25 protein-coding genes are annotated in these 26,731 nt (G+C 46.5%); 2 read left to right on the top strand and 23 right to left on the bottom strand.

Annotation, left to right across the window (positions count from 1 at the left end; translation table 11 throughout):
• The 9 genes from EKM89_RS03395 to parE form a co-directional block, all read right to left on the bottom strand.
• The coding region (locus tag EKM89_RS03395) for a helix-turn-helix domain-containing protein (RefSeq protein WP_164510493.1) at positions 1-167 on the bottom strand (167 nt) is incomplete at its 3' end.
• A gap of 98 nt (positions 168-265) precedes the next feature.
• The gene (locus tag EKM89_RS03400; RefSeq protein ID WP_125685758.1) at positions 266-706 is read right to left on the bottom strand and encodes an NUDIX hydrolase; all 441 of its coding nucleotides are present in this window, start codon (positions 704-706) and stop codon (positions 266-268) included.
• A 50-nt stretch (positions 707-756) separates the two neighbouring features.
• Positions 757-1,278: a peptide-methionine (S)-S-oxide reductase MsrA gene (msrA, locus tag EKM89_RS03405; RefSeq protein ID WP_125685759.1), complete on the bottom strand. Its 522-nt coding sequence runs from the start codon at positions 1,276-1,278 to the stop codon at positions 757-759.
• A gap of 18 nt (positions 1,279-1,296) precedes the next feature.
• A complete protein-coding gene (gene msrB / locus EKM89_RS03410) occupies positions 1,297-1,737 on the bottom strand; it encodes a peptide-methionine (R)-S-oxide reductase MsrB (protein ID WP_125685760.1) in 441 nt (146 codons plus the stop codon).
• Positions 1,738-1,960: 223 nt separating this feature from the next.
• Positions 1,961-2,539, bottom strand: a complete 579-nt coding sequence (locus tag EKM89_RS03415) for a matrixin family metalloprotease (protein ID WP_125685761.1) — start codon at positions 2,537-2,539, stop codon at positions 1,961-1,963.
• Between the two features lie 147 nt (positions 2,540-2,686).
• Positions 2,687-3,616, bottom strand: a complete 930-nt coding sequence (locus EKM89_RS03420; RefSeq protein WP_125685762.1) for a manganese-dependent inorganic pyrophosphatase — start codon at positions 3,614-3,616, stop codon at positions 2,687-2,689.
• Positions 3,617-3,649: 33 nt separating this feature from the next.
• On the bottom strand, positions 3,650-4,609 hold the full coding sequence (locus EKM89_RS03425; protein WP_048736020.1) for a LysR family transcriptional regulator: 960 nt from the start codon (positions 4,607-4,609) through the stop codon (positions 3,650-3,652).
• Positions 4,610-4,735: 126 nt separating this feature from the next.
• Positions 4,736-7,183, bottom strand: coding sequence for a DNA topoisomerase IV subunit A (parC, locus tag EKM89_RS03430; RefSeq protein ID WP_125685763.1), 2,448 nt, complete (start codon positions 7,181-7,183; stop codon positions 4,736-4,738).
• Positions 7,184-7,210: 27 nt separating this feature from the next.
• Positions 7,211-9,181, bottom strand: coding sequence for a DNA topoisomerase IV subunit B (gene parE / locus EKM89_RS03435; protein ID WP_125685764.1), 1,971 nt, complete (start codon positions 9,179-9,181; stop codon positions 7,211-7,213).
• Positions 9,182-9,453: 272 nt separating this feature from the next.
• Between parE and plsY the strand changes: the two genes are divergently transcribed.
• A complete protein-coding gene (gene plsY, locus EKM89_RS03440; protein WP_125685765.1) occupies positions 9,454-10,086 on the top strand; it encodes a glycerol-3-phosphate 1-O-acyltransferase PlsY in 633 nt (210 codons plus the stop codon).
• A gap of 121 nt (positions 10,087-10,207) precedes the next feature.
• Here the strand turns inward: plsY and EKM89_RS03445 are convergent, their stop codons facing one another.
• The 11 genes from EKM89_RS03445 to EKM89_RS03495 form a co-directional block, all read right to left on the bottom strand.
• Positions 10,208-11,083, bottom strand: a complete 876-nt coding sequence (locus tag EKM89_RS03445) for an aldose 1-epimerase family protein (protein ID WP_125685766.1) — start codon at positions 11,081-11,083, stop codon at positions 10,208-10,210.
• A 297-nt stretch (positions 11,084-11,380) separates the two neighbouring features.
• On the bottom strand, positions 11,381-12,793 hold the full coding sequence (hslU, locus tag EKM89_RS03450) for an ATP-dependent protease ATPase subunit HslU (RefSeq protein ID WP_125685767.1): 1,413 nt from the start codon (positions 12,791-12,793) through the stop codon (positions 11,381-11,383).
• A 20-nt stretch (positions 12,794-12,813) separates the two neighbouring features.
• The gene (gene hslV / locus EKM89_RS03455; protein ID WP_125685768.1) at positions 12,814-13,356 is read right to left on the bottom strand and encodes an HslVU peptidase proteolytic subunit; all 543 of its coding nucleotides are present in this window, start codon (positions 13,354-13,356) and stop codon (positions 12,814-12,816) included.
• 16 nt (positions 13,357-13,372) lie between these two features.
• Complete coding sequence (xerC, locus tag EKM89_RS03460; protein ID WP_382333236.1) at positions 13,373-14,284, bottom strand: tyrosine recombinase XerC; 912 nt, start codon at positions 14,282-14,284, stop codon at positions 13,373-13,375.
• Positions 14,285-14,615: 331 nt separating this feature from the next.
• Complete coding sequence (gene topA, locus EKM89_RS03465) at positions 14,616-16,727, bottom strand: type I DNA topoisomerase (protein WP_125685770.1); 2,112 nt, start codon at positions 16,725-16,727, stop codon at positions 14,616-14,618.
• A 134-nt stretch (positions 16,728-16,861) separates the two neighbouring features.
• Entirely contained in the window at positions 16,862-17,755 is an 894-nt protein-coding gene (gene dprA / locus EKM89_RS03470) for a DNA-processing protein DprA (RefSeq protein WP_125685771.1), read from the bottom strand.
• Between the two features lie 27 nt (positions 17,756-17,782).
• A complete protein-coding gene (locus EKM89_RS03475) occupies positions 17,783-18,568 on the bottom strand; it encodes a ribonuclease HII (protein WP_125685772.1) in 786 nt (261 codons plus the stop codon).
• A complete protein-coding gene (gene ylqF, locus EKM89_RS03480; RefSeq protein WP_125685773.1) occupies positions 18,561-19,421 on the bottom strand; it encodes a ribosome biogenesis GTPase YlqF in 861 nt (286 codons plus the stop codon). The genes EKM89_RS03475 and ylqF overlap by 8 nt, the downstream gene beginning before the upstream one ends.
• Before the next feature lie 792 nt (positions 19,422-20,213).
• A complete protein-coding gene (locus EKM89_RS03485) occupies positions 20,214-22,865 on the bottom strand; it encodes an SEC10/PgrA surface exclusion domain-containing protein (RefSeq protein ID WP_125685774.1) in 2,652 nt (883 codons plus the stop codon).
• A gap of 306 nt (positions 22,866-23,171) precedes the next feature.
• Positions 23,172-23,564 (bottom strand): hypothetical protein, encoded by a 393-nt coding sequence (locus EKM89_RS03490; protein ID WP_125685775.1) that lies wholly within the window; start codon positions 23,562-23,564, stop codon positions 23,172-23,174.
• Positions 23,565-23,586: 22 nt separating this feature from the next.
• Entirely contained in the window at positions 23,587-23,973 is a 387-nt protein-coding gene (locus tag EKM89_RS03495; RefSeq protein ID WP_125685776.1) for a hypothetical protein, read from the bottom strand.
• 302 nt (positions 23,974-24,275) lie between these two features.
• Between EKM89_RS03495 and EKM89_RS03500 the strand changes: the two genes are divergently transcribed.
• The gene (locus EKM89_RS03500) at positions 24,276-24,587 is read left to right on the top strand and encodes a helix-turn-helix domain-containing protein (RefSeq protein ID WP_125685777.1); all 312 of its coding nucleotides are present in this window, start codon (positions 24,276-24,278) and stop codon (positions 24,585-24,587) included.
• A gap of 301 nt (positions 24,588-24,888) precedes the next feature.
• On the opposite strand, the gene EKM89_RS03505 is transcribed toward EKM89_RS03500, so the two are convergent.
• From EKM89_RS03505 to EKM89_RS03515, 3 genes are read right to left on the bottom strand one after another with little or no spacing between them, the layout of a single operon-like run.
• Positions 24,889-25,110, bottom strand: a complete 222-nt coding sequence (locus EKM89_RS03505) for a YozE family protein (protein WP_048736010.1) — start codon at positions 25,108-25,110, stop codon at positions 24,889-24,891.
• Positions 25,111-25,121: 11 nt separating this feature from the next.
• Positions 25,122-25,724 carry a YpmS family protein gene (locus tag EKM89_RS03510; RefSeq protein WP_125685778.1) on the bottom strand — a complete coding sequence of 201 codons (603 nt, stop codon included), beginning with the start codon at positions 25,722-25,724 and terminating at the stop codon, positions 25,122-25,124.
• Positions 25,725-25,746: 22 nt separating this feature from the next.
• Positions 25,747-26,667: a GDSL-type esterase/lipase family protein gene (locus EKM89_RS03515; protein ID WP_125685779.1), complete on the bottom strand. Its 921-nt coding sequence runs from the start codon at positions 26,665-26,667 to the stop codon at positions 25,747-25,749.
• Between the last annotated feature and the right edge of the window lie 64 nt (positions 26,668-26,731).

Here is a 26,731-nt window from a genome sequence, read left to right on the forward strand (position 1 = left end):
TTTATGGTCTGCGGGCTAACGCCAATTAGTTCGGCAATCTTACGCCGAGAATACTCGTCGTGATTGAAGTAGACCTCAATGTTTCCGCGCTCTTTCAAAGTTAAGTGGTGACCCTTAGGACGATTCATGGTAAGCTGTTCTTGCATCAAGACGAAGACCTCTTTCATTGTTTGTGTGAGAACTCCAATGATACCTGAGATTTACGTCTTGGTGTATTTATTTTGTCCTAAATTCTAAGTGGCTAACTTGATTATAAAATTCGCCCTTAAATTAATTTGAGCGTGATCAATATCTTTTTGGTCAACGGTGTCAGCTGATCCGGTAATTTATTTAAATCAAAAAAATTAGCGTTACTGGTTTCATCCGTCGTGGCTGCCAAGTTACCAGTTGCAGATACCTCGTAGACCACGGTCACCGAATCAATTTGGTCACCATTTGGATACGTGTACTGCATATTTTGACCGCTGACCACTGCCAACAGTTTCTGAACGGTTCCTTGTAAGCCAGTTTCTTCGTGTAACTCACGCTCGGCGGTCACAGTCGTCTCTTCATTTAATTCTTTTGACCCAGCTGGCAAGCCCCAGAGATGATTATCTCGACGTTCAACCAGTAAGAGTTGCTGCTGTTGGCGGACAATGGCAGCCGAACCAACGACAATTAATGGTTGCTGACCTACTTTTTGCCGTAAATCTAGTACATAGCCCATACGTAAAATCCCCGTCCTTTACCTAATTGTAACATGCAAATGGAGACTTGCTAGTGCCAATTTTTCTGGATAAAGGCTTCCCGACCACCCATTTCTTCGATTTGGTAGCGTAAGGGATTCTTCCGGTAGAAGTCCTGATGCGCTTCTTCGGCGGGATAAAATGGCTGGGCATCTTCAATTCGAGTGACGATTGGGGCATCAAACTGTGCGCTAGCCGCTAAATCAGCTTTGGATTTTTGGGCAGTCTGTCGTTGTTTATCGTTAGCTACATAGATGACTGGCCGGTAACTATCGCCGCGGTCTTGAAATTGACCACTAGCATCGGTCGGATCAGTTTGCTGCCAATAAATTTCAACAAGCCTGGCATAACTGATTATCGCAGGATCGAAGGTGATCTTAACGGCCTCGGTATGGCCGGTTGTGTGACTGGCAACATCGGCATAAGTGGGATTAACCGTATAGCCACCAGTGTAACCGGAAATAACGGATTGAATCCCCGGCTGCGTGTCAAAAGGTTTCACCATACACCAAAAGCAGCCGCCAGCGAAGATTGCCGTTTCAATTTGAGCCATGCAAAATTCCCTCCTTTGTTAGTTGAACAGTTGACCAAAATCGTGATAGCCGTTTGCTTCTAGTTTATCAACTGGAATGAATTTAAGTGCTGCTGAATTGATACAGTAGCGCAAGCCGCCCTGGTCTGCCGGCCCATCGTTAAAGACATGACCTAAGTGTGAGCCCGCATCCGTACTACGAACTTCCTGACGTACCATGCCAAATGAGTGATCGGTGTTTTCTTTTACGTTAGTCGCGTCAATTGGCTTGGTAAAAGATGGCCAGCCACAACCCGCATCATACTTGTCGGTTGAACTAAATAGCGGTTGACCACTGACGATGTCCACGTAGATACCGGGTTCGTAGAAATGGTCATACTTTCCGGTGAACGCTGCTTCTGTGGCTGCTTCCTGCGTAACAGCAAATTCTTCAGCGGTGAGTCGTTGCTTTAAATCATCTTTTGAATCTTGTTTACCCATAATAATCCCCTCCAATTAATTGTGCACAATTAATCATCTATAGGCTCTAGTTTAAGACTTCTAGGTTAAAACGCAACTAATTTGTTTCGTGCATGTACACTCGGATTGCACTCCTGAAATTGCTCTTGTACCGGCCTTGCCTCAGATCTTTCTAGTTCCATACTGGCTGCCGAGAAGATTAAAAAAGCCGCCAGTCGACTCATCGTCAACTAGCGGCTTAATGTTAGCTGGATTGACCAGCCGGAGTTTGGTAACGCAGTTTAACGCCATTTACGTCAACTTGCTTGATTCCAACGGAGCGATTGCGATAGTACATCACACTTTCTTTCGCTGGGTTGTGTGCTAATCCCATGGTGTGACCTAATTCATGTTCCGCTACGTGAACATCGTCAGCTCGTGAATACGCGTACGATTTCAGGAGTGGTGGATTGAGTGTTGCCGTGACGTCGAGTAGCAGGTCGTTCTTAGACCAATAATCAGTTAAGCCGACGTCTTCTCCCAGAGCCGCAGCCTGTGTTTTTGAAGCTGTTTTGAGGGTAATCTGTGCATTGGTAGTACTTAATTTAAAATGAAACGCACCGGTTTTATTCCAAGCGTTAATGGCAGATTGCCAAACTTGCCGATAGTAAGCCGATTTGGTGGTGATTACGTAGGTCGCGTGATTGTGGGCAAACCGCTCCGGACCAAAAGGTGTTGTGCCGGCTGCAGCCACAGCAACAGCACTCCCGCCCACTGGGGTGACAAAAAGACCAACAGTAACAACCGCAAGGGTAATCCCCCGGGACCAAAAGCTTCTTGTCATGCATAATCCCTCTCTTCGCGAAGGAAGATGCCTAACGGCTACCATCGGCGTTATTATAGCAGGCACCGACTTTAAAGCGAATTAAAACGCTTCATGACAATCGTTAAATTGCCATGGAGCGTTCATTTGGATTGTAAATTGAGCGAATTAAGCTTCGAAAGCAGCCGTCAATGGTGGCACAACTTGCTTCTTCCGGGAAACAACGCCTGGTAAACTAGCACGGTTGTTGGCAAGCTTAGTGTTGAAGGCCTTTTCGACAATTTCCTTAGGTTCACCAGCAACGATTAATTCGGAGTCACTGTTCAAGACATTGGTTGCTAAGGTAATGAACAAATCATAACCATCAGCGGCCATTTCGGCTTGCATTTCTTTTTCCAAGCCGGCTTGACGGTCCAGTACGTCAGCTAAGTCAACCGTGTTGATTTGACCGATACGAACACTGTGGCCAGCCATATCAAAGGATTTTGCATCGCCATCGATGAGCTCCTTATCACTCTTGGCAGCCAAGTTAGTCCCTGCCTTTAACATCGCAATACCGTAGCTTTGAACGTCAATATCAGCGATTTCGGCTAACATGCGAACGGCTTCGCGGTCAGCGTCGGTCGTGGTTGGTGATTGGAGCAGCAACGTATCAGAGATAATCGCAGATAACATCAAACCAGCTAATTTAACGGGAATTTCCATTTTTTCTTCGTTAAACATTTCGGTCAAGATTGTGCTCGTGCAGCCAACAGGTTCTGCCCGGTAGTACAGAGGTGAAGTCGTCTCGAAGTTGGCGATGCGGTGATGGTCAATGACGAAGCTGACCTGCACCTTATCAAGGTCACTAACACTTTGTTGCGCTTCGTTATGGTCGACTAGCATAACATCATCGACTTCGTTTGAAACTGTCTTAACGACCCGTGGTGCGGGTTCATCGAAGTGGTTTAAAACGTAAGTGGTTTCCATGTTAGGTTCGCCCAAAGCAACGGCTTCAACGTCGTAGCCCTTTTGGGTTTGAAAGTAGGCAAACGCCTTAGCAGCAACAATGGCGTCCGTATCTGGATTCTGGTGACCGAAAATTAATGACTTACTCATGAGTAGAACTCCTTTAACAGAATAGTTTTAGTGTTACTTGTTACGCAATTGCTTGAGCCGCGAAATATAATCGTCTGTGTGTAGATAACGATCGAATTGTGCCAAGAAATGGCTGATTCGCGGAATTTCGGCTTTACCCTTGCGGAACACAAAGGCTAAGTCAAAGCGGATGTTAGGATCGAAATGCGCCGTCCAAGTTTGTGGCAAATCATCCTGACCAATCATGAACGAGTTCGGCAGTGCCGTGGAAGCCTGCGTCTGCATGGAGAAGTGCAACAGCTGAGTTGGCGTCGTAAAGTTAGCGACACTCTTAGGAAAATCAGCTAATTGGTTCTTATAGGCTTCATGCAACGTTTGATTAAGGTAGTAACCCTCTGGATACATTGCCCAAACATCAGCCGTAGTGTCCTTGAACTTGATTCGGCGTTTCTTTGACAGTTGTTCGTCGTGGTGAATGAACAAAAGGTCGTCCGAAATGATTTTCTTAGACTCATAAGGTTTCCAGTTCTTAATCGAGTCATCCGGCAAATACATGATAGCCAGGTCAATCTTGTTGTTTTCCAGTCGTTCCCAAATTTCCTTACGCGTTAACATGTGAAAAGAAATCTTTAAGTCGGGATTGTTCTGGTAGGACAAGATAGCAAAGTCCTCAAAGACAGCGTCTTCCATGGAGGCCAGTAACCCAATGTTGATTTCTCCTTGAGTTGCGCTGGTCGACTGTTGAATCTCGTCAGTAGCTTGATTCAAGATGCCATAAATTTTGTGCGTAGCGTCCAACATCGTGTAACCAGCGTCAGATAACCGCAACTTTTTGCCGACCGAATAGAAGAGCGGTGCCCCCACAGTTCGTTCAAGCTTCTTGATCTGTTGCGTCAATGCCGGTTGCGTAATTCCTAGAATCTGAGCAGCTTGGGTGTAATTCATAGTTTCCGCTAGCTGTAGGAAATACGTCAAGGTCTTTGAAGAAAAGATACTTTCCTGTTTCGTCTTCATCCGCTTTTACTCCTTATGATTAGTCTGATGCCAGGCCAACCTAATGGTTACTATTAATCACTATGATAGGCTGTTTGGCCTAAAAGCGCAACGATTTCTGCTTATAAAATCATTGCTAGCAACTAACTAGTCTAAAACGAGTGCCGTTGGTTTAACGCGTAGTTGCGTTGGAATTCCCTCGACATCCGTGTCAACCACAAAGGAACCGTTGGAGTACCGACCGCTTAACGGATGTTCCGTTGGCAAGACATCGTGGGTTCGCTCGCGACTGGTCAAAATTTCCAGTGGCGGATTCCCCACAGGAATCGACATAAAGTCAACAATGCGATGCGGATCACGTTTCAACTCACGCAGGATGATGACCCCCCGGCGAGCCCGGCTAGTTATCGATAATTCCTTCATGGCTAAGCGCTTAAAGGCTCCTCGCTGGGTAATCATGGCAATCGTATCGCTATCGGTGACAAGAGCCAAGTTAACGACCTCGTCATCATCGCGAAGATCCATCGACCGCACACCGGTTGTTCGAGCACCGTTGATTGAGACTTCGTCAATGCTGTAGCGCAAAGCATAACCATTTTTGGAAACTAATAGGATACCCTGGTCGATAGGTTCGGTCAGATACTTAACCTGCACGACGCGTGCTTCGGGATGTTTGAGCTTTTCGTAAATGGCAGCGCGACTCTTATATGTTCGCCCTGGTGTTAAGTCACTGAAGGCTGTTTGCTTGATGTAGCCATCACTGGTGGCAATTAGGAAACGACCAGGTTCCTTGAGCGTCTTGAAGGCAAACGTGGCAACGATTTCCTCATCCGCGGCTAAGCCAGTGGTCTGCGAAATGTGTTCACCGGTTTCCTTCCACTTAACGTCGCTGATCTCATGGACGGGTCGATAAATGAGATTGCCCTTGTTGGTAAACATCATTAAGTGGTCTAGCGTACTGAGCTTTTGCATGAAGATTGGGTAATCCTCATCCTTCAGCCCGTTATCGTTAGGATCAGATGCGGTATATGATCGCACACCAGAACGTTTCAGATAACCGTCATGGCTCACTAAAACAACAACTTCTTCGTCGGCAACCGTAACCTCGGTATTGATCTTCAAGTCCTCAATCTCGGCTTGAATCTCGGTACGCCGTGGGTTCCGGTATTCTTTGCCAACTGCCTTGAGTTCTTTCCGTAAAACGGCGTTCAAAGTCTTAGGTTCAGCTAAAATTTTGTGGTCTTCCGCAATGGCAGCAGATAGTTTTTCGGACTCGGCTTCCAATTGGGTCACATCGGTATTCGTCAACCGGTACAGCTGTAAGGCAACAATGGCGTCAGCCTGCTTTTCGGAGAAATCGTAAGTGCTGACCAGGTTGTCACGTGCATCCCGTCGGTTCTTGCTGGCACGAATGGTCTTGATCACTTGATCCAGTATGGACAGTGCCTTGATCAGCCCAGTGACGATGTGTTGTCGGTCCAAGGCTTTTTGTAAGTCATATTCCGTTCGCTTCGTAATGACCTGTCGCTGGTGTTCCAGATAAGCCGTCAAAATGGTCTTTAAACCCACGTGTTCGGGGCGTTTGTGATTAATGGCGACCATATTGAAATTATAGGCGATCTGTAATTCAGTATTTTTGAATAGGTAGTTGAGTACCCCTTGTGCATCGGCATCTCGCTTCAGTTCAATGGCGATTCGTAGACCGTCCCGATCGGTTTCATCACGGACTTCAGCTAGGCCTTCAACCTTTTTGTTCAAGCGAATCTCATCGATCTTCTTGACCAGTTGGGCCTTGTTGACCTCGTATGGAATCTCAGTGACCGTAATCTGACTTTTGTTACCCCGTAAGGCTTCAATAGTCGTTTTAGAACGGACAACGATTCGTCCACGACCGGTTTCGTACGCCTTTACAATACCGTCTTTCCCTTGGATGATTCCACCCGTTGGGAAATCCGGTCCCTGAACGAAACCCATCAGTTCTTCCAGGTTGGCCTGAGGATGACGCAATAGATAAATACAAGCGTCAACGACCTCGCCCAGGTTGTGCGGCGGAATGTCCGTTGCATATCCGGCAGAAATTCCAGTTGCCCCGTTGACCAACAGATTTGGAAACCGAGCTGGTAGAACGGTTGGTTCGTACTCGGTGTCATCAAAGTTTAAGACCATTTCGACCGTGTCTTTATCGATATCCCGTAACATTTCACCGGCCAATTTACTTAAACGAGCCTCGGTATACCGCATGGCAGCAGCCGGATCACCGTCCATGGATCCATTGTTTCCGTGCATCTCGATCAGGGGTTCGCGAACCTTCCAATCTTGGCTCATCCGGGTCAGCGCTTCGTAGATAGAGCTATCACCATGGGGGTGAAAGTTCCCCATGACATTTCCGACGGACTTTGCAGACTTCCGGAAGCCCTTATCATAGGTATTACCATCCTTATTCATGGCAAACAAAATCCGGCGCTGGACGGGCTTTAAACCGTCTCTTACGTCAGGTAAAGCCCGTTCTTGGATGATGGATTTGGAATAACGGCCGAACCGGTCGCCCATGACTTCTTCCAGAGTTATTTCTTGAATCTTTTGTCCTTCACTCACGACATGTTTGCTCCTTTCACCGGTCGATTAATCACTGGTCGACGTAGTATCATTTTCTAATAAACTGGTATTGTCATCTTCCAGTGTAAATTGAACGTTATTTTCAATCCATTTCCGACGGGGTTCAACCTTGTCACCCATCAATGTTGTGACGCGGCGTTCAGCCAAGGCGGCATCGTCGATTTGGACACGAATCAACGTTCGGTTATCGGGATCCATGGTCGTTTCCCATAGTTGTTCGGCATCCATTTCCCCTAACCCTTTAAAACGTTGGAGGTTGTAACCGTGGTTCGGAATTTTCTGAGTCTTTTCGGTCAATTCGTCGTTAGTCCAAGCATATTCGATATCTTGACGCTTACCGGTTCGTTTGATTCGATATAACGGCGGTAAGGCAATATAAACACGTCCTGCGTCGATCATTGGCCGCATGTACTTATAAAAGAAGGTCAGCAGTAAAATTTGGATGTGAGCACCATCATCATCGGCATCGGTCATAATAATGATTTTGTCATAGTTGGCATCCTCAATATTAAATTCGGTCCCGACACCCGCCCCAATCGTGTAGATCATGGTACTGATTTCTTCATTTTTCATAATATCTGGAAGCTTAGCCCGTTCCGTGTTCAAAACCTTTCCCCGTAAAGGCAGGATGGCTTGGAACTTCCGGTTACGACCTTGCTTAGCCGAGCCACCGGCGGAGTCTCCTTCGACTAAGAATAATTCGTTCTTTGACGCATCTTTGGACTGCGCTGGCGTGAGCTTACCAGATAACAACCGTTCATGTTTCTTATGCCGTTTGCCATTCCGACTTTCGTCACGTGCCTTACGAGCGGCTTCCCGGGCTTGACGAGCTTGCGTAGACTTCTTGATCAGCATCTTCCCGAAGTCCCCATTTTCCATGAGATAGTAACCGAGCTGTTCACTGATAACGCTATCAACGATGGTCCGGGCTTCAGGTGTCCCAAGCTTTTCTTTGGTTTGCCCTTCAAATTGCAGCAGGTTTTCGGGAACCCGCAGTGAAATCACCGCGGAGAGTCCTTCACGCACGTCGGAACCCTCCAGGTTCTTATCGCGGTCCTTTAACAGGCCGACCTTACGCGCATATTCGTTGAATGCTTTAGTCCAGCCGCTTCGCATACCGACTTCATGGGTTCCCCCATCCTTAGTACGGACGTTATTGACGAAGGACAGTAAATTTTCGGTATAGCCATCATTGTACTGTGCGGCAACCTCAACTTCGATACCGTCTTTTTTGCCATCAAAGTACATGACGTTGCCCAATGTATCCTTATCTTCGTTTAAGTAGCCAACGAACTCTTTGATGCCGTCTTCAAAATGGTATTCTTCAGCTTTTTCTTGACCCTCACGTTCGTCAGTCAACGTAATCTTAACGCCCTTCAACAGAAAGGCCGATTCGCGTAGTCGTTCGGACAATGTCCCGAAGTTATAGACCGTGGTGGTAAAGATACTGCTATCTGGTTTAAAGTCGATTGTGGTTCCGTTATGCGCACGGGTATTACCTAGCTTTTTCAGTGTGCCTTGTGGTTTCCCACCATCAGCAAACTTTTCTTGGTAACGAACGCCATCTCGCACAATAGTAACGGTCAACTTGCTAGACAAAGCATTCACGACGGACGCGCCGACCCCGTGAAGGCCTCCAGAAGTCTTGTAACCACCCTGGCCAAATTTACCCCCGGCGTGGAGGACCGTTAAGATGACCTCGGGTGTCGGAATCCCTGAGGCGTGCATACCTACTGGCATACCCCGTCCATGGTCGACCACCGTGATACTGTTATCCTGGTGAATGGTTACGTTAATTTCTTTACCGTAGCCCGCTAAGGCTTCATCAACGGCGTTATCTACGATTTCGTAGACCAAGTGGTGCAGCCCACGGCCGTCGGTTGAACCGATATACATCCCAGGACGTTTACGAACAGCTTCCAATCCCTCCAAGACCTGAATGGAGGAATCATCATACTTTGGTTTTGCTTTCGCCATGCGTAAATCCCCTTTACATTTTTATTCGTTTTAATTGGTGTGTTGCGATACTTACCTAGTTTACCGCAATGCGAACGTATGTTCAAATAAAACGGTTAAACGCCCACAGCTTGGTAAGCAATAACCACATTATCATACCACAGGAAGTTAAAAACTGGCTAGTTCTCCTGAGATAATTGGCGTGGCGTTGAAAACATGCTAAAATATAGAGCAGCTTATTTGCAGTGCGGTCATGAGGACTACATTGGGAGAAAGAGCGGAGGAATCGAGTCGTGAAATTAATTGGGTTACTTATTTTGGCTTACCTACTAGGCGCTATTCCTAACGGTGTCTGGGTTGGTAAAGCCTTCTTTGGAACAGATATTCGCCAATCGGGGTCTGGTAACATTGGGACGACCAATACGTATCGGGTCTTAGGTCCGTACGCTGGAACGGCCGTCATGGTCCTCGATATTGCTAAGGGAAGCGTTGCCACACTACTGCCGACCTTGGGACATGTAACGACCTTTTTAGGAACGGCGACCCCCTTGCTGTTCGGGTTATTTGCTATTTTGGGCCATACGGTATCGATCTTTGATCACTTCAAAGGTGGCAAGGCCGTCGCTACGTCTGCGGGGATGTTGCTGGCTTATAATCCCTTGATGTTTGTAATTGCCGCCGGGTTGTGGGTCAGCCTGATCTACTGGACCAGTATGGTTAGTCTAGCCAGTATGATTGCCTTTAGCCTGATTACGTTGATTTCGCTGGCGTTTCAGGATTGGTACCTCACCGGAATTGCGTTGGTCCTGACTATCTTTGTTTTTTATCGTCACCGAACCAATATTCGGCGTATCCGTGAAGGCACAGAATCGATGGTTCCCTTTGGCCGGGGCTATCGCAATCAGCAGAAATCTAAAACGCATTAGAGACGTAAGGAGACCTGGACATTGTGTCCTGGCCTCCTTTTTTTCGACAAACGCGTCCAAAGGCGATTAGTCGGCGAACATTAAGCTCGAGATGGTAACATGACAAGTTGCACGATTCCCTTTAGAAATACGTGATTTGATAAGCCGCCTGGAAACTCTGGTGAGCGGCAAGCCGATTGATGGCAACCTTTGTTTCCAGGTTCCCTGTGGCTTGAACGTCGTCCGCTAAGCCCCACCATGGCTCGATACAAATAAATGGGGCCTGTTTCGGGTACGGTGACCAGATACCCACATAGGGTGACGCAACCGTCAAGGCAATGCCGTGATCATTGACTGCACTGCTCAGCATGAGGGTTGTCTCCTGATTGTCCAGCGCGAGAACCTGTGCATCGTGATCAAATAACTTATGAGCCAATTGTAATGGCTGCGTTAAGTCGAATGGTACCGTGTGCCCAGTATCACTATATGGTCCGACAAGTGGCACCCGCTGATATGTTTGTTTGGGAGAGACCGTGATTTGGTAATCAGTAAAGTCGGCAGTCGCCTCACCCAAGGGAACGTTGAATCCGGGATGAGCGCCAAATGAAAAGACCAGCGGCGTATCGGCCGGATTAACAACCTCTGCGGCCACCTTTAGTTGGTGATCGATCAGTGTATAGGTAATCGTCAGGGTGAAGTCGCTAGGAAATAGCTGATGACTCTGTTCGTCGGCAATCAACTGTAAGCTCAGTGCTGTATCCGTTTGCGCAACCACTTGAAATTTACGGTCACGGGCGAATCCGTGCTGTGTCATCTGATAGGTCTTGCCGGCAAGTTGATACCGATTATCTTGTAGGCGGCCCACGATGGGAAATAGGAATGGCGCGTGGCGGCCCCAGTAAGCCTTATCTGCCTGCCACATGTATTCCAAGTGACTGTTGTTATCCTGAACGCTGGTTAACTCGGCGCCCAAGGGATTAATCTTAACCGTTAAATACGTGTTCTTTAACGTTAGCATTGTAAGTTCCTCCCATAGTACTTTTTTATGACGAAGATTAAATGACCTAAATAAGCGGTTAAAAGGGATCTGAAAGCGGCATAGCTATCTGGCCCATTGTTCAGACAGAGCCTTTCCCATGGTCTGTGAAACGTAAGCCTAACTGATACTTTTAGGGATAAATGGGTCAGTCATTTAGTGGCAGCTACCATTTTCTATAGTGGCCAACAAGCTTAGCCAGGGTGCGGCCTTATACGCATCATCATACCTGATTGACGAAAAAAGGGCCAAGACAACCGTCTCAGCCCCACAAATTATTTACAGGATGTAACGCGACAGGTCCTTGTTCTGCACAATGTCACCAATCTTATCATTGACGTAGCTTTCAGTAATCGTTACATCACCGGTACCCATGTCGGGGCCTTCAAACAGCAGGTCTTCCAACAGCTTTTCCAGAACAGTTTGTAGACGACGTGCGCCAATATTTTGGTTTTCATGGTTCAGTTCAAAGGCCAGGTCGGCAATCCGCTCAATCGCTTCCATGGTGAATGTGACCTTAACGTTGTCCGTGCCGATCAATGCAATATATTGCTTGATCAAAGCGTTATTAGGCTCCGTCAAAATTTTAACGAAATCGTCTTTACTCAGGTCGTTCAATTCGACTCGAATTGGGAAACGACCTTGTAGCTCAGCAATCAGATCGCTTGGCTTGGATTCAGCGAATGCCCCGGCTGCGATGAACAGAATGTGATCGGTGTCAATCGTCCCGTACTTGGTCTTAACCTGTGTTCCTTCAACGATTGGTAAGATATCGCGTTGAACCCCCTCACGGGAAACGTCGCCACTATTTTGGCCACTGCCCTTAGCAATTTTATCAATTTCATCGAGGAAGATAATGCCAGTATTTTCAGCTCGTTTGATAGCGTCATGATTGATATCGGCGTTGTTGACCAGTTTTTCGGACTCTTCAGCAACCAAAATTTCCCGTGCTTCGGCGACCGTAACTGTCCGCTTGATACGCTTTTTAGGCATAATAGCGCCCAACGTATCATTGAGGTCCACACCCATTTGGCCTAGCATGTTGTTGTCACCCGCGTTGGCTTGTTGGGGATCATCCATTTCGATTTCGACCATATGCGTTTCGAGCAGACCCTTGTCGAGTTGTTCAGATAAGGACAAGCGTTCGTTACGAATGTCATCGGTGACTTCTTCGTCTTCACTTGGTGCAGTTGGCGTCTGACCATTCTGCATCTGGGAGAACATATTCATCATGTTGGCAAACTCATTGTTGTTCTTATTTTCCTTCTTCTTAGCGGGTGCCAGCAACTTTACCAGTCGCTTGTTAGCGGCTTGAATGGCATCAGCACGAACATTCTTGAACTGATCTTGCTTTTCCATGGCAACGGAAACTTCGACCAAATCACGGACCATAGACTCTACATCGCGACCAACGTACCCAACTTCGGTAAACTTGCTGGCTTCGACCTTGGTAAATGGGGCGTGAACGATCTTAGCTAACCGACGGGCAATTTCAGTTTTCCCAACCCCGGTCGGTCCGATCATCAACATGTTCTTAGGTGAAATTTCTTCTTGCATGGCGGTGTCTAGTTGCATGCGACGGTAGCGGTTACGTAGAGCAATCGCAATCGCCCGCTTGGCTTCGTCCTGGCCAATAACGTATTGATCGAGTAAGGCAACGACTTCTTTAGGTGTTTTATTAATGGCGTCCACAATGGATTCCTCCGTTTCGATTAAAGTTCTTCAGAAATAACATTTTCGTTGGTAAAGATATCGATGCCACCAGCGATATGAATGGCGCTTTCAGCAATTTCCTTGGCGCTCATATCTTTGGCGTGGTGGTGTAAGGCGGTGGCAGCGGCTAAGGCGAAGTTCCCACCAGAACCGATGGCTAAGATGTCATCATCGGGCGCAATGACTTCACCGGAACCAGAAACCAACAACATTTCATCCTTATCCATGACGATCAGTAAGGCCTCCAATTTTTGTAAGGCTTGGTCGGAACGCCACAATTTAGCGAGTTCGACAGCTGCTCGTTGGAGGTTACCGCTGTATTCGTTGAGTTGGCTCTCAAATTTTTCCTCGAGGTTGAAGGCGTCGGCAACACTGCCGGCAAAGCCAACAACGACTTGGTTGTTATAAATGCGCCGAATCTTGTGGGCGGTCCCCTTCATGATAACCTTTTCACCCATTGTCACTTGTCCGTCGCCGGCCATGGCATTATGGCCGTTATGCCGAACTGCGCAGATGGTGGTTGCTTCAAATTTTACTGGCATAGTTTCATCAATCTCCTTACGATTGTTTTGTGTGATCAGACTTTTCTTCAGTGGCCCGTGGGAAGAACTGGCGGTAATCACGCTGTAGGTGTTCCCGGGTCACATGGGTGTAGATCTGGGTGGTCGACAAGCTGCTATGGCCCAACAGCTCTTGGACCGACCGTAGATCTGCGCCCCGGTTAAGCAGGTGCGTGGCAAATGTGTGCCGCAACATGTGGGGATGAATATCCGTAGTGAGACTGCTACGTTTGATAACCTGATTCAACAGGTAAGTCACCCCAGCTGGCGTCAACTGTTCCCCTCGCGCATTGATAAAGACGTACGGATGGGTACGGTTGAACTTTGTCATCAGCGGCGTACGCGCGGCTGTGAAGTAGCACTTCACGGCATCACTAGCGTAATTACCAAACGGGACGTAGCGTTCCTTGTTACCTTTCCCATGAATCAACATGATACGATTATCGAAATCAATGTCAGGCAACGTGAGGTTAACGCACTCACTGACCCGAATACCGGTGCCGTACAGAACCTCAAGTACGGCCGAATCACGCGTTGCTAATTGCGTATTCGGATTAGCGGCTGCGGCCGTAAACAGCGCGGTCATTTCCCGTTCATAGAAGAACCGGGGCAAATGATTCTGATGGTGTTTGAGTTGGACGTAGGCGAACGGGTCGTCTTCGGCCAACTCATTACTCATCAGAAAACTGTAAAGCGATCGCAACGTGGAAAGCTTACGGGCAATAGTCGTGCGGGCGTAATGGTGGTCATATAGATCGCTCAGGTAGACCTCAACGTCCAGCTGATCAATTTTTGACCACGGTTTGACCCCACCATTATCGGTTAAAAACTGCGTAAACTCTTCGATGTCTTCGCGGTAGGCCTTAACCGTTTCCGGTGAGTATTGCCGTTCACCGCTAAGATACGTCATGAACTGAGAGACCGATTCATCCACGAAAAACACCTCCTGTACGTGTTAATGCTAGCAAACAGCCTTGAAAAACACAACTAACTCATCAAAATGGCGGTCTGTCGACTGGCCATGTGGTGAGTTCAGCCGCCTTGCCGGCCGGTTACGCCATAGGGCCAGTCTAAGAGCCGCGTGGTTTTCAATCCGGAATCCCGAATCGCCGGTTGACGGCCCCATATCTGGTAGCCGCGGTGCATCCAGTAAAATCCGCTATTCGTAGTCCCATACAAATAGGCATTGGCAGTCCCTCCACGAGGGAAACTGCCAACGCCTATTTTAATTTTAGTCTTGCTTACTTTTGCGGGGCTTCTTCGTAGTCGCCGTTCGGACAGACGATTTGCACGCCGCCACGAATCTTCTTGGCAACTAAGTAGTGACCATCCTTCGGGCAATCACGACCGACTGGCTTGTCCCATGAGACAAAGTCACAGTCGGGATAGCGTGAACAACCGTAGAAGATCCGGTTCTTCTTAGACTTCCGTTCGATGACTTGTCCCTTATGACAAACGGGACAAACGACACCAATCTCCTTAACAATTGGTTTGGTGTTACGACAATCAGGAAAACGTGAGCAAGCGTAGAATTTCCCGTAGCGCCCCATCTTGATGACCATCGGTGCACCACAGATGTCACAGTCAAAACCAGCGGGTTCATCACGAATCTGAATCTTTTCGATAGCATCCTCGGCATGAGCGACTTCCGTTGAGAATGGTTTATAGAAGGTGTCAATGACCTTGACCCAGTCCTGGTGGCCCTCTTCGATGCCATCTAATTCATGTTCCAAATTGGCCGTGAAGTCAACGTTGACCACGTCTGGGAAGTACTCGTTGATGATGCCATCGACGATTTCGCCCAGTTCGGTTGGCTCAAAACGCCGACCGACTAATTTGACGTAATACCGTCGTTGAATCGTGTCCAACGTTGGTGCGTAAGTTGATGGTCGGCCGACGCCGTTTTCTTCCAGCGCCTTAATCAGGTTGGCTTCAGAATAACGTGCAGGCGGCTGGGTAAAGTGTTGGGCCGGATCGGTTTTGGCCAAGTTGACTTGGTCACCGATCTCAAGATCAGGTAATAGATTATCCTTTTCTTTATTATCCTTATAGATCTTTAAGAACCCTTCAAACTTCATTTTTGATCCATTGGCCCGGAACGTCACACCGTTTTGTTCCAACGTGACGGCCATGGTATCCATGACAGCATTCGTCATTTGACTGGCCACGAATCGGTTCCAAATCAGTTGATAAAGCCGAAATTGGTCCTTGTTGAGGCGCTCCTTCAGACTAGCCGGTGTCCGGAAGACAGAGGTTGGCCGAATCGCTTCATGGGCGTCTTGAGCACCTTCTGGTAACTTTCCCTTGATGGGTTTAGTTGCAGCATATTCGGCACCGTATTTTTCGTGCAGGAAGGTTGAAGCCTCGTGCTTGGCAATGCTTGAGATTCGCGTGGAGTCGGTCCGCATATAGGTAATGAGCCCCTGTGTGCCTTCCTTACCCAGGTTGATTCCTTCGTAAAGCTGTTGGGCAGCCATCATGGTCTTTCGCGTCCGAAAATTAAGCTTCCGGTTAGCGTCTTGTTGCATGGAACTGGTCGTAAATGGTGGTTGGGGTGAACGCTTCCGTTCCTTCCGGACAACGTTCACGATGTCAAACTTGCCCTTTTTGTCGAGCTTGCCCAAAACTTCCTGAACGGCCGTATTGTCCTTCAAACTAGCTTTCTTGCCGTTAAGTCCGTAGAAGCTTGCGTCAAATGCATGCCGTGCCTTCTTGAACTCACCGTCGATCGTCCAATATTCTTCAGGAACAAAGGCCTTGATTTCCTTTTCTCGCTCGATGATCAGTGACAGAGCGATGGACTGAACTCGCCCAGCACTAAGTCCCTTCTTCACCTTTTTCCAGAGCAGAGGTGAAATTGAATAACCCACTAAGCGGTCAAGAATTCGCCGTGCTTGTTGGGCATTGACCAGATCCATGTCAATGGTTCGGGGTGTCTTGAAGGCCTCTTTGACGGCGTCTTTCGTGATTTCGTTAAACGTAACACGGTTCTTATCGGTTACATCTAGGTTTAAGACGTGGGCCAAATGCCACGCGATGGATTCCCCTTCACGGTCAGGGTCAGATGCAAGGTAGACGGCTTTGGCCTTTTTAGCTTCCGACCGTAGTCCCTTGATGACGTCACCCTTACCACGAATGGAAATGTAGTGTGGATCATAGTTATTTTCGGTGTCGACCCCCATCGAACTCTTTGGTAAATCACGCACATGTCCCAGACTTGGCATGACCTTGTAGGTGCGACCTAAATATTTTTCGATCGTTTTCGCTTTTGCTGGTGATTCAACGATAACTAATTTTTTTTGCGTTTTTCGCCGTTTCTTGGTGCTTGCTGTTGGTTTAGACTTAGTCGGCAAATCACATTACTCCCTCGAATGATAGACGATAAAGGCCCATTTGGTGCGGACCGTCACCTCTATTTGATTTGTTTTTACGACGAACTTAGAGTTCGCTAATTTATTCACTATAATCCCACACATGATATTTCAAGTCAGGGCCACTTGTCAACTAAAACTTCTTCCATTATATGTTCTGAATTCAAGATGGGTTTCGCTCCGGCCAAGATTAATTCGTTGGTTCCAACCGAATTTTTTCCATCGATAGTCCCCGGAACGGCCAGTACATTTCGATTTTCTTGCAGGGCAATGTTAGCGGTAATCAGGCTTCCGGAGTGATGTGCAGCTTCAATCACCAAGACACTTTGTGAAAGACCGGCAATAATGCGGTTGCGTTCCGGAAAATGGTGGCGCGCGCCCTGCGTTCCCCACGGATATTCTGAAAAAATAAGTTGCTGGTGCGTCAGGATAGTCATTAAATCGCGGTTTGCTGCGGGATAGCAACGATCCAACCCCGTACCGATGACGGCGATGGTCTTGCCACAATGGGCGAGCGCGACCTGATGGGTCATTGTGTCGACCCCCTGAGCCAGCCCAGACACTAAACAGATTCCCCTTTCAACAACTGCTGGCAACAAGAGTCGCATCGCCCGAATGGCATACGGCGTGGGGTGGCGGGTCCCCACCACGGCTAGTTGTGGCGCATGCAGCAAGCGGATATCCCCCAGAAAGAATAGAGCTACCGGAGGGGCGTAGGTTTCCTTCAGTTGTTCTGGATATGCTGCGTCGGCGATGGTTAAACAGCCACTATGTGCAAGATTAGTCGCGATGATGGCATCTAGTTCGGCTGAGAAGAGATGTTGGGTAATAGCTGTGGTCCGTTTTTCGGATAAATCGAGACCCGTCAGCATGGTCATTAAGGTCCGAGCGTTGATGTACGTCAGCTGCGGATGATCTAAGGTCCAGTGCCAGCAGGCTGTGGTTGTCCCGTGGCCAATTCCGGGGATGAGTGGTAAGCGCATGAAAAAATCACGAAGTGTTAGTTGCATAAGGCAACCTCCTTTTCCCTTTTAGGGTTAACTCCGTGATTTATTCGCGATTATTTTTTGTACGGGTGAAAAAGTTTTGCGATGAATTGGTGTAACGCCCCGATCGGCCAGTCCAGCTAGATGTTCGGCCGTGCCATAGCCGGCGTTCTGCGCGAAGCCATAGCCGGGATAAAGCTGATCATAAGTTGCCATTAAATGGTCCCGGTAGACCTTGGCCACGATGCTGGCTGCGGCGACACTGGCGCTTTTGGCGTCCCCCTTGATCAGTCGCGTCTGGGGCAAGTCCACTGGAATCTGCATGGCATCCACGATGAGATGCTGGGGTGCTAAGCCTAAACCGAGGACAGCTCGTTGCATGGCAACCCGGGTGGCCTGATAGATGTTGATTTGGTCAATGAGTTGGGGACTTCCGATACCAATGCTGACGGCCTGTGCTTGGGCCAGAATCAGTGGGTAAAGACGCTCCCGTTCCTTAGGTGTGAGCTGCTTAGAATCATTGACCAGTGGAATATCGAAGTCTGACGGCAGAATTACTGCACTCGTCACGACCGGTCCAGCGAGTGGGCCGCGACCAACTTCATCGATACCGGCCACGAGCTGGCCCTGCTGCCAGAATGGCCGCTCGTAGTGCAACCGGTGTTGAAAAGCTGTTTCGGCTGCCGCTGCTTTAGTCAGCCGCCGTTTAATCTGTCCTAGAAGCTGCTGAGCCCCTTTGCGGGAATCTGCGGCTAACGAGTCTAGTCGCGGGTCAGCCGGGTTGACAACGTCCTTTAACGCCTGTTTTAAGTCACTTAAGCTGGGACGATCACTCATCGGACTCATCGCCTTTAGGGGCGCGGTCGAGGGTGAAGCCACCGAGCTTGCGGTGACGGGCGTCTAAGATGAAGCGTTCGCTGGCCCGTTCATAGTCGTCACGCATACCGACTTTTTCGGTGATCTTCAAGAGCAGGTCAACATCGCTAAGCTCCAGATCAGCCGGTGCTAAGTGATAGCGCTCGGTCAAAGCCGGTGCATAGTACTGCCGAAAGAAACTCAGGCCATACAGGGCGACATCGTCCTTAGCATACAGTTTCTCTTTGATGGCACCGGTTAGTGCTAACTCTTGGGCAGTCGTTTGGTCCTTGAACTTGGGCCACAAGATGCCGGGCGTATCAAGTAATTCCAAATGCTTGCTGGAACGCAACCATTGTTGGCCCTTGGTGACACCGGGCGTATCTCCCGTGACGGTGGCCTTACGGTTAACCAGGTGATTTAACAAAGTCGACTTCCCAACGTTCGGCACGCCAACGGTCATGGCTCGCATTGGCCGTTCTTTCAGTCCCTTTTCACGTTCGTTAGCCAATTTGTCGGCCAGAACGCTACTGGCGATCTTCGTGATCTGCTTGGGGGTCACATTGGCCCGGGAGTCGATGGCAATTGCAGCCAAGCCTTGGGACCGGTAATAGGTCATCCAAGCGGCCGTTTGTTGGGGGTCGGCAAGATCTTTTTTAGTCAAGATAATCAAATGAGGCTTGTGTTGTGCAATGCGGGCGATCTCCGGGTTACGGGAAGCTGCAGGGATGCGGGCGTCGACTAATTCAAATACGATGTCGACGAGGTGAATATTTTCTTCCATTTGGCGAATCGCCTTGGCCATGTGGCCGGGGAACCATTGAATGGTACTCATAATGTTCTCTCCTTTGATATATCAATGCTTCTAGCATCTTGTTGATCATAATTTTAAAAAAAGTGCCCAGAAGTGGTTATGTAACCGTGAAAATAGACACTTGAAGTTAGTTGTCAATTTTATCAAGAGACATGTCACTGAACTTTACTTGCCTTTTGGTAATGGTGAGAAATACCTGTCTCATTTTAAGATTACTACAAAAAGGTAAAACAGAATTTTGATGAACAAATCCCATTTTACCATTTTCTAAGCTATTTTAGATACCGATGTTAAGTACATTCGCAAAATAGTGATGTAAAGCTACTTCAGTGTAATTGTAAGTTAATGATGTGATAGGAGGACGAACATATAGATTCCCTCACCATGTTGGGGTCTGCCTAATCCAATCTCGGTGTAGTTTTTGCTAAACAGATAGGGTTTAGCAAAAATGTCTCGATTTAAATCAGAGCGACGCATCCAGGAATCCACAGAGTCTTGGCCCCATTGGGTTCCGTTTTCATAATGGACAATCGGATTAGATTTAGGCGCAAGGTAGTCGTCAATAATCCAGCCAGCATGTGACGTGTTTTCAACGTTTGGACGAAACTATTTACCATTTTTGAACATGCGATTACTATTTTTTGTGCAATTTGGTCCGGTTTGGTAGATTCCTTTAATGGGTGTAACCCTGCTTTAATCCGATCACGATTGATCCATGCTACCGCTTTTTTCTAAACAGCAACGCTATATTTACCATATCCCCATTGGTTTCAAACGTATGCAGCAGATACGTATCCTTTCACCTGACCGTTCTTAGAACCGACGCTTTCGCTCATTTAAAGTTTTCCAGCCAAATAGGCCCAGTAGTGTCGCTAAAATTACTCCTGCAACTGTTAAGAAATTTTCAGAAGATGCGTTAGTTTGTGGCAAAGTATGCGCAGTTTGGGTCACCTTGTTTGTTGGGGTACCTTTATACGTTACTTCATCGGCTAAATTTCTTGTAGGTTCTGTAGGCATAGACGCCTTTTTCTCAGATACATTCTTTTCAGAATGTTTAGTCATCCGGGATGTGAGTTTTTTTGGCACATTAGTCTTCGCTGTATTTTTCACCTTTGAATTAGTAGTAGGTTTCACGGATGTTTTTACTGCGGGGCTAACGACATTAAGCTGGTTATTAACGGCATCTAAATTCTGTAGCCTAGTAACTAAAGCTTGAGCGTCAGCTAACTTAGCTTGTGCTTTGTCTGCTTCAACTAGCAAGTTTTGATAAGTAATTTGATCATGGTTAGCAACGTTTTTAGCTGTCTCTGCTTGTTTGGCTAATACTTCATATTTTGCTTGTGCTTGAGTCATTGCGGATTTAGCCTCAGCAAGTGAGTCTTTGGCATGCTGTAACTTCAGTACCTTGGCCTGTTTCAACTTTAAACTAGTCTGGCCAGCTTGCAACGTATTAGTATCTTTAGTAAGTTTCGCTCGGGCTTCATCTAAATTAACTTGGGCGGCTGATAAAAGTGCTTGTTTAGCGGCCACTACGGTTTGCTTAGCTACCTGATTAGCTTGAGCTTCTGCCAGAGCTTGCTTGGCGACTGTCAAAGTTGCTTGTTTAGTTTGTGCATCAGCCGTCAGACTATTAACAATGGCCTGAGCTGAATCCGCAGCTTGGGTTGTGGACTTAAGCTGTGTTTGTGCTTGATTAGCAGCAATCTGTGCTTGAGTTTGAGCCTGTTTAGATGTGGCTAAACTCGATTGAGCGGATATCAACGCTGACTTAGCTGCTGTTGCGGCAGCTTGTGCGTTCAGCAGTGCTGTATTGGCAGCAGTTGCCTGTGTTTTTGCAACTTCTAACTTCTGAGCTAAGGTGGCAATTTCTGCCGGAGTCAAAGCTGTTGGGGTAACAATAGTAGTAGCATCAAATTTTGAAGAATCAACCAAATTAACTGCTGGTGCAAACACATAGTGTGCGTCAATAAGATGCTGGTTATCCAATAGAGGAGTGCCATAGAGGCCTTCTGATAGTTTGAAAGTGCTAATTGAAACACCGGCATAACTGTAGTCCCGAATAAAGTTAGTCGCGTGTCCCCATGAACTTGTACTATCGTTAAATGCCAAGCTGAGCATGTCATTATAAATCATCTTTTTAAAATCATTCACAGAAAGGTTCCAATTAGGACTACCAAGAGAACCGTCAAAAATAGTTCCAGCATTTTCACCGATACCTGTAAAGCCATTATTATGAGCAGCTGTTGATAGCAGTGTTACGTCATGGGCCATTTTTTCGGCAATCATCCAGTTATCGGCTTCGTATCCTTGAGCAATTTCATTTGCTAATTTTTGCGAACCAACAGTTACAGACAAGTTCTCTAAACCAAACTGTTGCCGAATATCATTGATTAAATTAACAGCAAAAGTTGATAATTCTGTTCGTACAGGATCTGTCAAATCTGTAGCATTATTAATCTTGATGGCTTGGTCAGCCATATTGTCCTGATAGGTGTTTGCAGCTAGGGCCGTAGTAGCAGCTGCTGAGACTGCTTGTTGAGTGTTATCAGAAATATCTGTGAGCGTTTTATTCAAGGCACTAACGTAGTCTGGCGTTACTGTGATTATATTGGTGTCACCAACTTGATTTTGCGCATTCTCGAGTTTTGCCTGTGCGTTTGCTACAGCTGTTTTTGTCTGCGTAACTGCATTGGTTGCAATATTCAAATCGGTTTGAGTTTGCGTGGCATTTGCTTGAGCATTGTTGACCTTAGTCGTGTTTGAGGACACGGCAGATGTCGTCTGAGTAACTGTGTTCTGTGTTTTAGCTACATTATCTTTAGCTTTCTCTGCAGCAGCTTGCGCTTGTGTCAGGTTGCTTAATGCTTGACTGGTGTTACCAACACCATCGACAATTTTTTGTGCCGCACTAACATCAGCTTGAGCGTTAGTTACTGCTTTGGTGGCAGTTTGGTCAGCTCGTTTTGCAGAATCAACTTGCGCATCAGCGTCATTGACAGTAGTTTGTGCCGTATTGACCTTGGATTGGTCGACAGCAACTTGTTGTGCGTCCTTTTGATTAACTGTTTGCTGTGTTACAACGTCTTCTTGTGCTTGTTTAATTGATGTGGGTGTCGCTTCATCAGCAGTTACTTGAGCTGTGGTCTGATTCTCTTTGGCCACGTCTAACGCCTCTTTGGCCTGTTTAGCAGTGTTTTGTGCCTTGCTTGCCTCAGTCGAAGAGGCATCCGCAGTGACTTTGGCCTGATTGGCTTGAGCCTGAGTACTCTCTGCCTGCTGTTGTTGTTCTTTGGCCTCTTCTTTAGCCTGATTCAAATCTTGTGTGGGTGTTGATTTTGTCGTTGCTGCTGTAGTAGGTGTGATTGTATCTGCTTGGGCTGTAAAGTTATTTGTGGCGACTAAAATACCTGTAGTCATCATTGTTGCTGCCGCTGCTAGTAGAGCTTTATTTTGAGGTTCTTTCATCTTGTAAATACTCCTTTTATAGTTAATCGTTACTTTTGAGTGGTTAAATTAGCCATTACTTTACAAACGAAATACAGGGTTGAAAATAAACACTTTTTAACAAACAAATCTGAAAAATCGTTTTGATAAATTAAATAATTCGTGGTTAATTAAATATTCAAAAGGGTCTAAGTTCAGAGGTATTCCCTACTGAACGTGTGCGGGACTCAAAGTAAAAATGTATCCCGCAAAAGTCGCGAGATTGCGCATACCAGCCCGGTTAGACAAAGTTTATGTAGAGACTAGCAATTTATGCAATCTTTCATTTTAGTATTTATAGTACTTCTGATTATAGCCATTAACCTTGATGTTTTTACCAACCTTGGTCACTGAAAACTCTAGCTTCTTTCCCCCATTGAAGTTCCCAATTTTGTGAGCGTCATAGCGAATGATGTAATGTTTGTTGCCAAGCGATTCATAGTGGACGTTATACCCCTTCTGGACCGACATTCCTGAAGCCCAGTACCAAGTAGATTTAGCTCGAATCTTGTAAATAGCCATAAGCCCAGCCGAATCCTGTTTTGTCTTGTACTTTCCACGTAATGTTTTAGGTGTTCCTTTATGCCATTTTGTTTTAGCTTGTGTTGTTGTACCACCCACTCCAACAAATAAAGTGGCTATGCTCAATGCAGTTAAGAACTGCTTAGTTAATTTAATCATGCTCTATTTCCTTCCAGTAAACTTAGTTAGTGCTTTTAGTATATTTAAAGCCTTTTGCCATATTGGCTGCGCCGGTTGCTGAATCAATTACAAACGACTTTTTGTCTTTACTCAACGTTGCCTTCATCTGATAATCATTGATAGTCATGGTTAGTTGATCTCCAGAAATCTTATAGGTTCCGGAATTGGTTTTTTTACCATCTACAAGTTCCGTGACCTTGTCACCTTTAAAGTCCATCGTGTCTTTTGAAGAGACAAACAGTAGCGTGGTGGTGTGGGAATATTTACCGTCAAGGTGTTTGGGGGAAAGCGCAATGACGGCAATGACAATGATGATTATGGCAACAATCACACCACCAATTAGCCAATTTTTCTTAAACTTCCTGTTTGCGTCTTTAAATGTACTCATTTGCTTACTCCTATAAAAATATATTTGTGCTTATCACTTTTTTGGCCGCATTATCAACATCGCTTAAACCTGGAATGTTGCTGACTAGCGGTCAATTGTGACACTGGTTAAAAATCTTTCCGCGGGTAAAAAGTATGCCTCAGCAAAACATCATCTCCTTAGCAATTTTCGAGTTATACTATTAATACTGACACTATATACAGCTAATATTAGTAAAAATCGTTCAAAGTGTCAATAGAGTATTTACTTAATACTGGTATTTCTGGTACACTCCTCTGCTATTCTGTATCGAGGGTGAACATATGAATACTGATTTCTTCGGTGAAAGACTAAAGGCTGTTCGTAAATCCAAACGTCTAACCCAACTTGATCTATCTCAGCGACTAGAAGTAAGCAAAGGGACAATTTCCGCTTATGAGCAAGGTTTATCGTATCCTTCATTGGAAACTTTCTCTAAAATTTGTGTTATTTTAGATACTTCTGCGGACTATTTATTAGGTGTGTCAGATAACTTACCTTTTAAGATGGGGGGGTTAACCGATGAGCAAGTTGAAAGCATCCTACAGTTTGTTTCACTGATTGAACGGGCCAACGAGATAACCCACAATCACTAATACCTGTACTTTGAATTATTAATCATTGACAAAGTCGATTCAGAAGCCTTAATTGGAGCTCCAAATAATACAGATGTCTTAAGGGTCCCAAAAAACTACCAAGCGCTGATTTTTTAACGCATTGGTAGTTTTTTTGTTAGTAAATATGTTTTGAAATTCACTTTTGGACTATGTTATAGCTTAAACAGAGTTTACCTCTTTGCTTTACCATTAACCTTTTTACGAACTGTTAGAGCGAATGTAAAACGATCCAACAAAAAAAGCCCCTAATGACACAGGGCTCTTGAAAAAAGATTCAGTATCAGGCGAGCGCTGCTAGGTATAGTTGCCAGGCATCGTCAAAAATCGTCATGGACGGTAAATAGGGTGCATTCTCCTCGAGGTACTTAGAGAGCGGATCAAACTGAGTTTCTTGCTTCGGAAAGGAGCTATCTAGAAAGGCATTGTTCGCAAATGTTGCCACGGGATCATAGCTTTCAGTGTTGCGTTGCGTCATTAAAAATTGATAAAACGTTTTGGGCATTAGTGGTCTCCTTAATTTTTAGGAATCCGGGCCTGAAAGACAAATTTACCAGCGCCGGAGAGGTCGATCTCTTTAGCTGCGTACGATAGCTTGTTACCATTGCCGATGGCCGTCAGATGGAGTGTCATCGTCTCCGCCTTGGTATCCATAGCGACCCATTTTGGCAGCGGATAATTCTTGGCAATGTAATTCATGACGAAGCTAACGGGAACTGGCAAGGAGCCAATCGACAGCTTTTGGGCCTTTAATTGAACATCACCCGAGGATAACACGGTCGGCTTAAAGAGTAAAACAAAGTTGACGTTGGCGCCCAAAACTTGTGTCGATCCCGTCAGCATCGCATGATTGGTTACTTGAAAGCTGTATTTTAATGCTGAATTTTTGAGTGACTTATTCACATAGTAATCGGCGAGCGCGTTGACTTGAGCCTTATTCAAGGTTACATCAAGGTTCGTGGTGTTCTTCGTGACCTTGGCCGTCGAATCGATTTTAACTGGTGAAAAGGCCTTGACACCCACAGTAACGGTTGTGATCACTAGGACAGCGACCAGGGCAATGAAGCCCCATTTCCACCAGTTACGTGTCCGTTCTGGGCTTTCTGTTTGTCGTTGCATGACTGCGGTTCCTCCTTCTGAATTACTTTAATAACCACTGTTGGTGGGCCTGCATCTGCTGGAATGCATAGCGAGTCATAAGCCGATACCCTTTAGCGTTTGGATGGAAGTGATCTACCGATGACAGGTAATTGTTGAGCTCTTTTTCACTGTCACTAGCCAGAGCCATTTCTTGGAAACTTTGAGTGGATAATTTCCCGTTATTTGACTTTTGTGATTGACGTTTCAACCGTGCCTGCTGGGTTACCGACTTAAATTGACCCACGGACAAAGCGCGATTAATGTCAATCATGTATAAATTATCCGTCTTGGCAGCAGTTTTGGTCGTCGTTGTATTCCAATCGTCAACGGCATTGGTGATTTGGTCAATGTTGGCGAAGTAGACGTAGATAGGATTGTAAATGGAGTACAAATAAATCGGCGCACGATCATTGTAACTCCGAACGGTGGTCAACAAGCGGTGCAACTTCGTTTGATAGGCCGTTTCTGCTGTATCTAATTGCGCGTCAAGGCGAGATTGCTTGTTGATCGTTACGTTCTTTTCCAAAGTCTGCAACAAATCATTTCCACCAACGGTCATTACGATGGCTTGCGCTTTGCTGACCTGATTTTGCATGTCCTTACTGTTGAGTAGTCGCTTTTCAATCTGATCGCTGCGGTCACCTGATTTGCCATAGTTGTGCATGACAACTTTCACGTGATCTTTACGATGAATCATGGTTTTTAGCCGCCCAGTATAGCCACCGTCATTTTGTTGGTCACCGACACCTTGCGTCAAAGAATCACCCAGAGCCACAATACGGACGGTCTTCCGGTGATTGGTCGTGGACGACGTGTTTGAAGTTGTGCGCGCACCAGGGTGCCAATACGTCAGCGCAGCCACAACGACCACGACGAGTAGTAAGGTCACCCCAATGATCTTACTGATATTTTTAAATTTCATCTTAATCCCCCCTCGGGATAAAGAAAAAGCGGTGACGTGGCCACCCCTTTTCCTAAGTGAATTA

The sequence above is a fragment of the Levilactobacillus fujinensis genome, from assembly GCF_003946335.1.
GTDB lineage: Bacteria > Bacillota > Bacilli > Lactobacillales > Lactobacillaceae > Levilactobacillus > Levilactobacillus fujinensis.

Excerpts from the sequence above, each read along its gene's own strand:
- EKM89_RS03510 (WP_125685778.1), bottom strand. The coding sequence starts at position 25,724 with ATGCAACGACAAACAGAAAGCCCAGAACGGACACGTAACTGGTGGAAA.
- EKM89_RS03415 (WP_125685761.1), bottom strand. The coding sequence starts at position 2,539 with ATGACAAGAAGCTTTTGGTCCCGGGGGATTACCCTTGCGGTTGTTACT.
- msrA (WP_125685759.1), bottom strand. The coding sequence starts at position 1,278 with ATGGCTCAAATTGAAACGGCAATCTTCGCTGGCGGCTGCTTTTGGTGT.
- EKM89_RS03515 (WP_125685779.1), bottom strand. The coding sequence starts at position 26,667 with ATGAAATTTAAAAATATCAGTAAGATCATTGGGGTGACCTTACTACTC.
- EKM89_RS03495 (WP_125685776.1), bottom strand. The coding sequence starts at position 23,973 with ATGAGTACATTTAAAGACGCAAACAGGAAGTTTAAGAAAAATTGGCTA.
- hslV (WP_125685768.1), bottom strand. The coding sequence starts at position 13,356 with ATGCCAGTAAAATTTGAAGCAACCACCATCTGCGCAGTTCGGCATAAC.
- EKM89_RS03425 (WP_048736020.1), bottom strand. The coding sequence starts at position 4,609 with ATGAAGACGAAACAGGAAAGTATCTTTTCTTCAAAGACCTTGACGTAT.
- EKM89_RS03445 (WP_125685766.1), bottom strand. The coding sequence starts at position 11,083 with ATGCTAACGTTAAAGAACACGTATTTAACGGTTAAGATTAATCCCTTG.
- parE (WP_125685764.1), bottom strand. The coding sequence starts at position 9,181 with ATGGCGAAAGCAAAACCAAAGTATGATGATTCCTCCATTCAGGTCTTG.
- EKM89_RS03485 (WP_125685774.1), bottom strand. The coding sequence starts at position 22,865 with ATGAAAGAACCTCAAAATAAAGCTCTACTAGCAGCGGCAGCAACAATG.
- ylqF (WP_125685773.1), bottom strand. The coding sequence starts at position 19,421 with ATGAGTACCATTCAATGGTTCCCCGGCCACATGGCCAAGGCGATTCGC.
- xerC (WP_382333236.1), bottom strand. The coding sequence starts at position 14,284 with ATGACGTATCTTAGCGGTGAACGGCAATACTCACCGGAAACGGTTAAG.
- dprA (WP_125685771.1), bottom strand. The coding sequence starts at position 17,755 with ATGCAACTAACACTTCGTGATTTTTTCATGCGCTTACCACTCATCCCC.
- EKM89_RS03500 (WP_125685777.1), top strand. The coding sequence starts at position 24,276 with ATGAATACTGATTTCTTCGGTGAAAGACTAAAGGCTGTTCGTAAATCC.
- EKM89_RS03505 (WP_048736010.1), bottom strand. The coding sequence starts at position 25,110 with ATGCCCAAAACGTTTTATCAATTTTTAATGACGCAACGCAACACTGAA.
- msrB (WP_125685760.1), bottom strand. The coding sequence starts at position 1,737 with ATGGGTAAACAAGATTCAAAAGATGATTTAAAGCAACGACTCACCGCT.
- EKM89_RS03490 (WP_125685775.1), bottom strand. The coding sequence starts at position 23,564 with ATGATTAAATTAACTAAGCAGTTCTTAACTGCATTGAGCATAGCCACT.
- EKM89_RS03475 (WP_125685772.1), bottom strand. The coding sequence starts at position 18,568 with ATGAGTGATCGTCCCAGCTTAAGTGACTTAAAACAGGCGTTAAAGGAC.
- EKM89_RS03420 (WP_125685762.1), bottom strand. The coding sequence starts at position 3,616 with ATGAGTAAGTCATTAATTTTCGGTCACCAGAATCCAGATACGGACGCC.
- EKM89_RS03400 (WP_125685758.1), bottom strand. The coding sequence starts at position 706 with ATGGGCTATGTACTAGATTTACGGCAAAAAGTAGGTCAGCAACCATTA.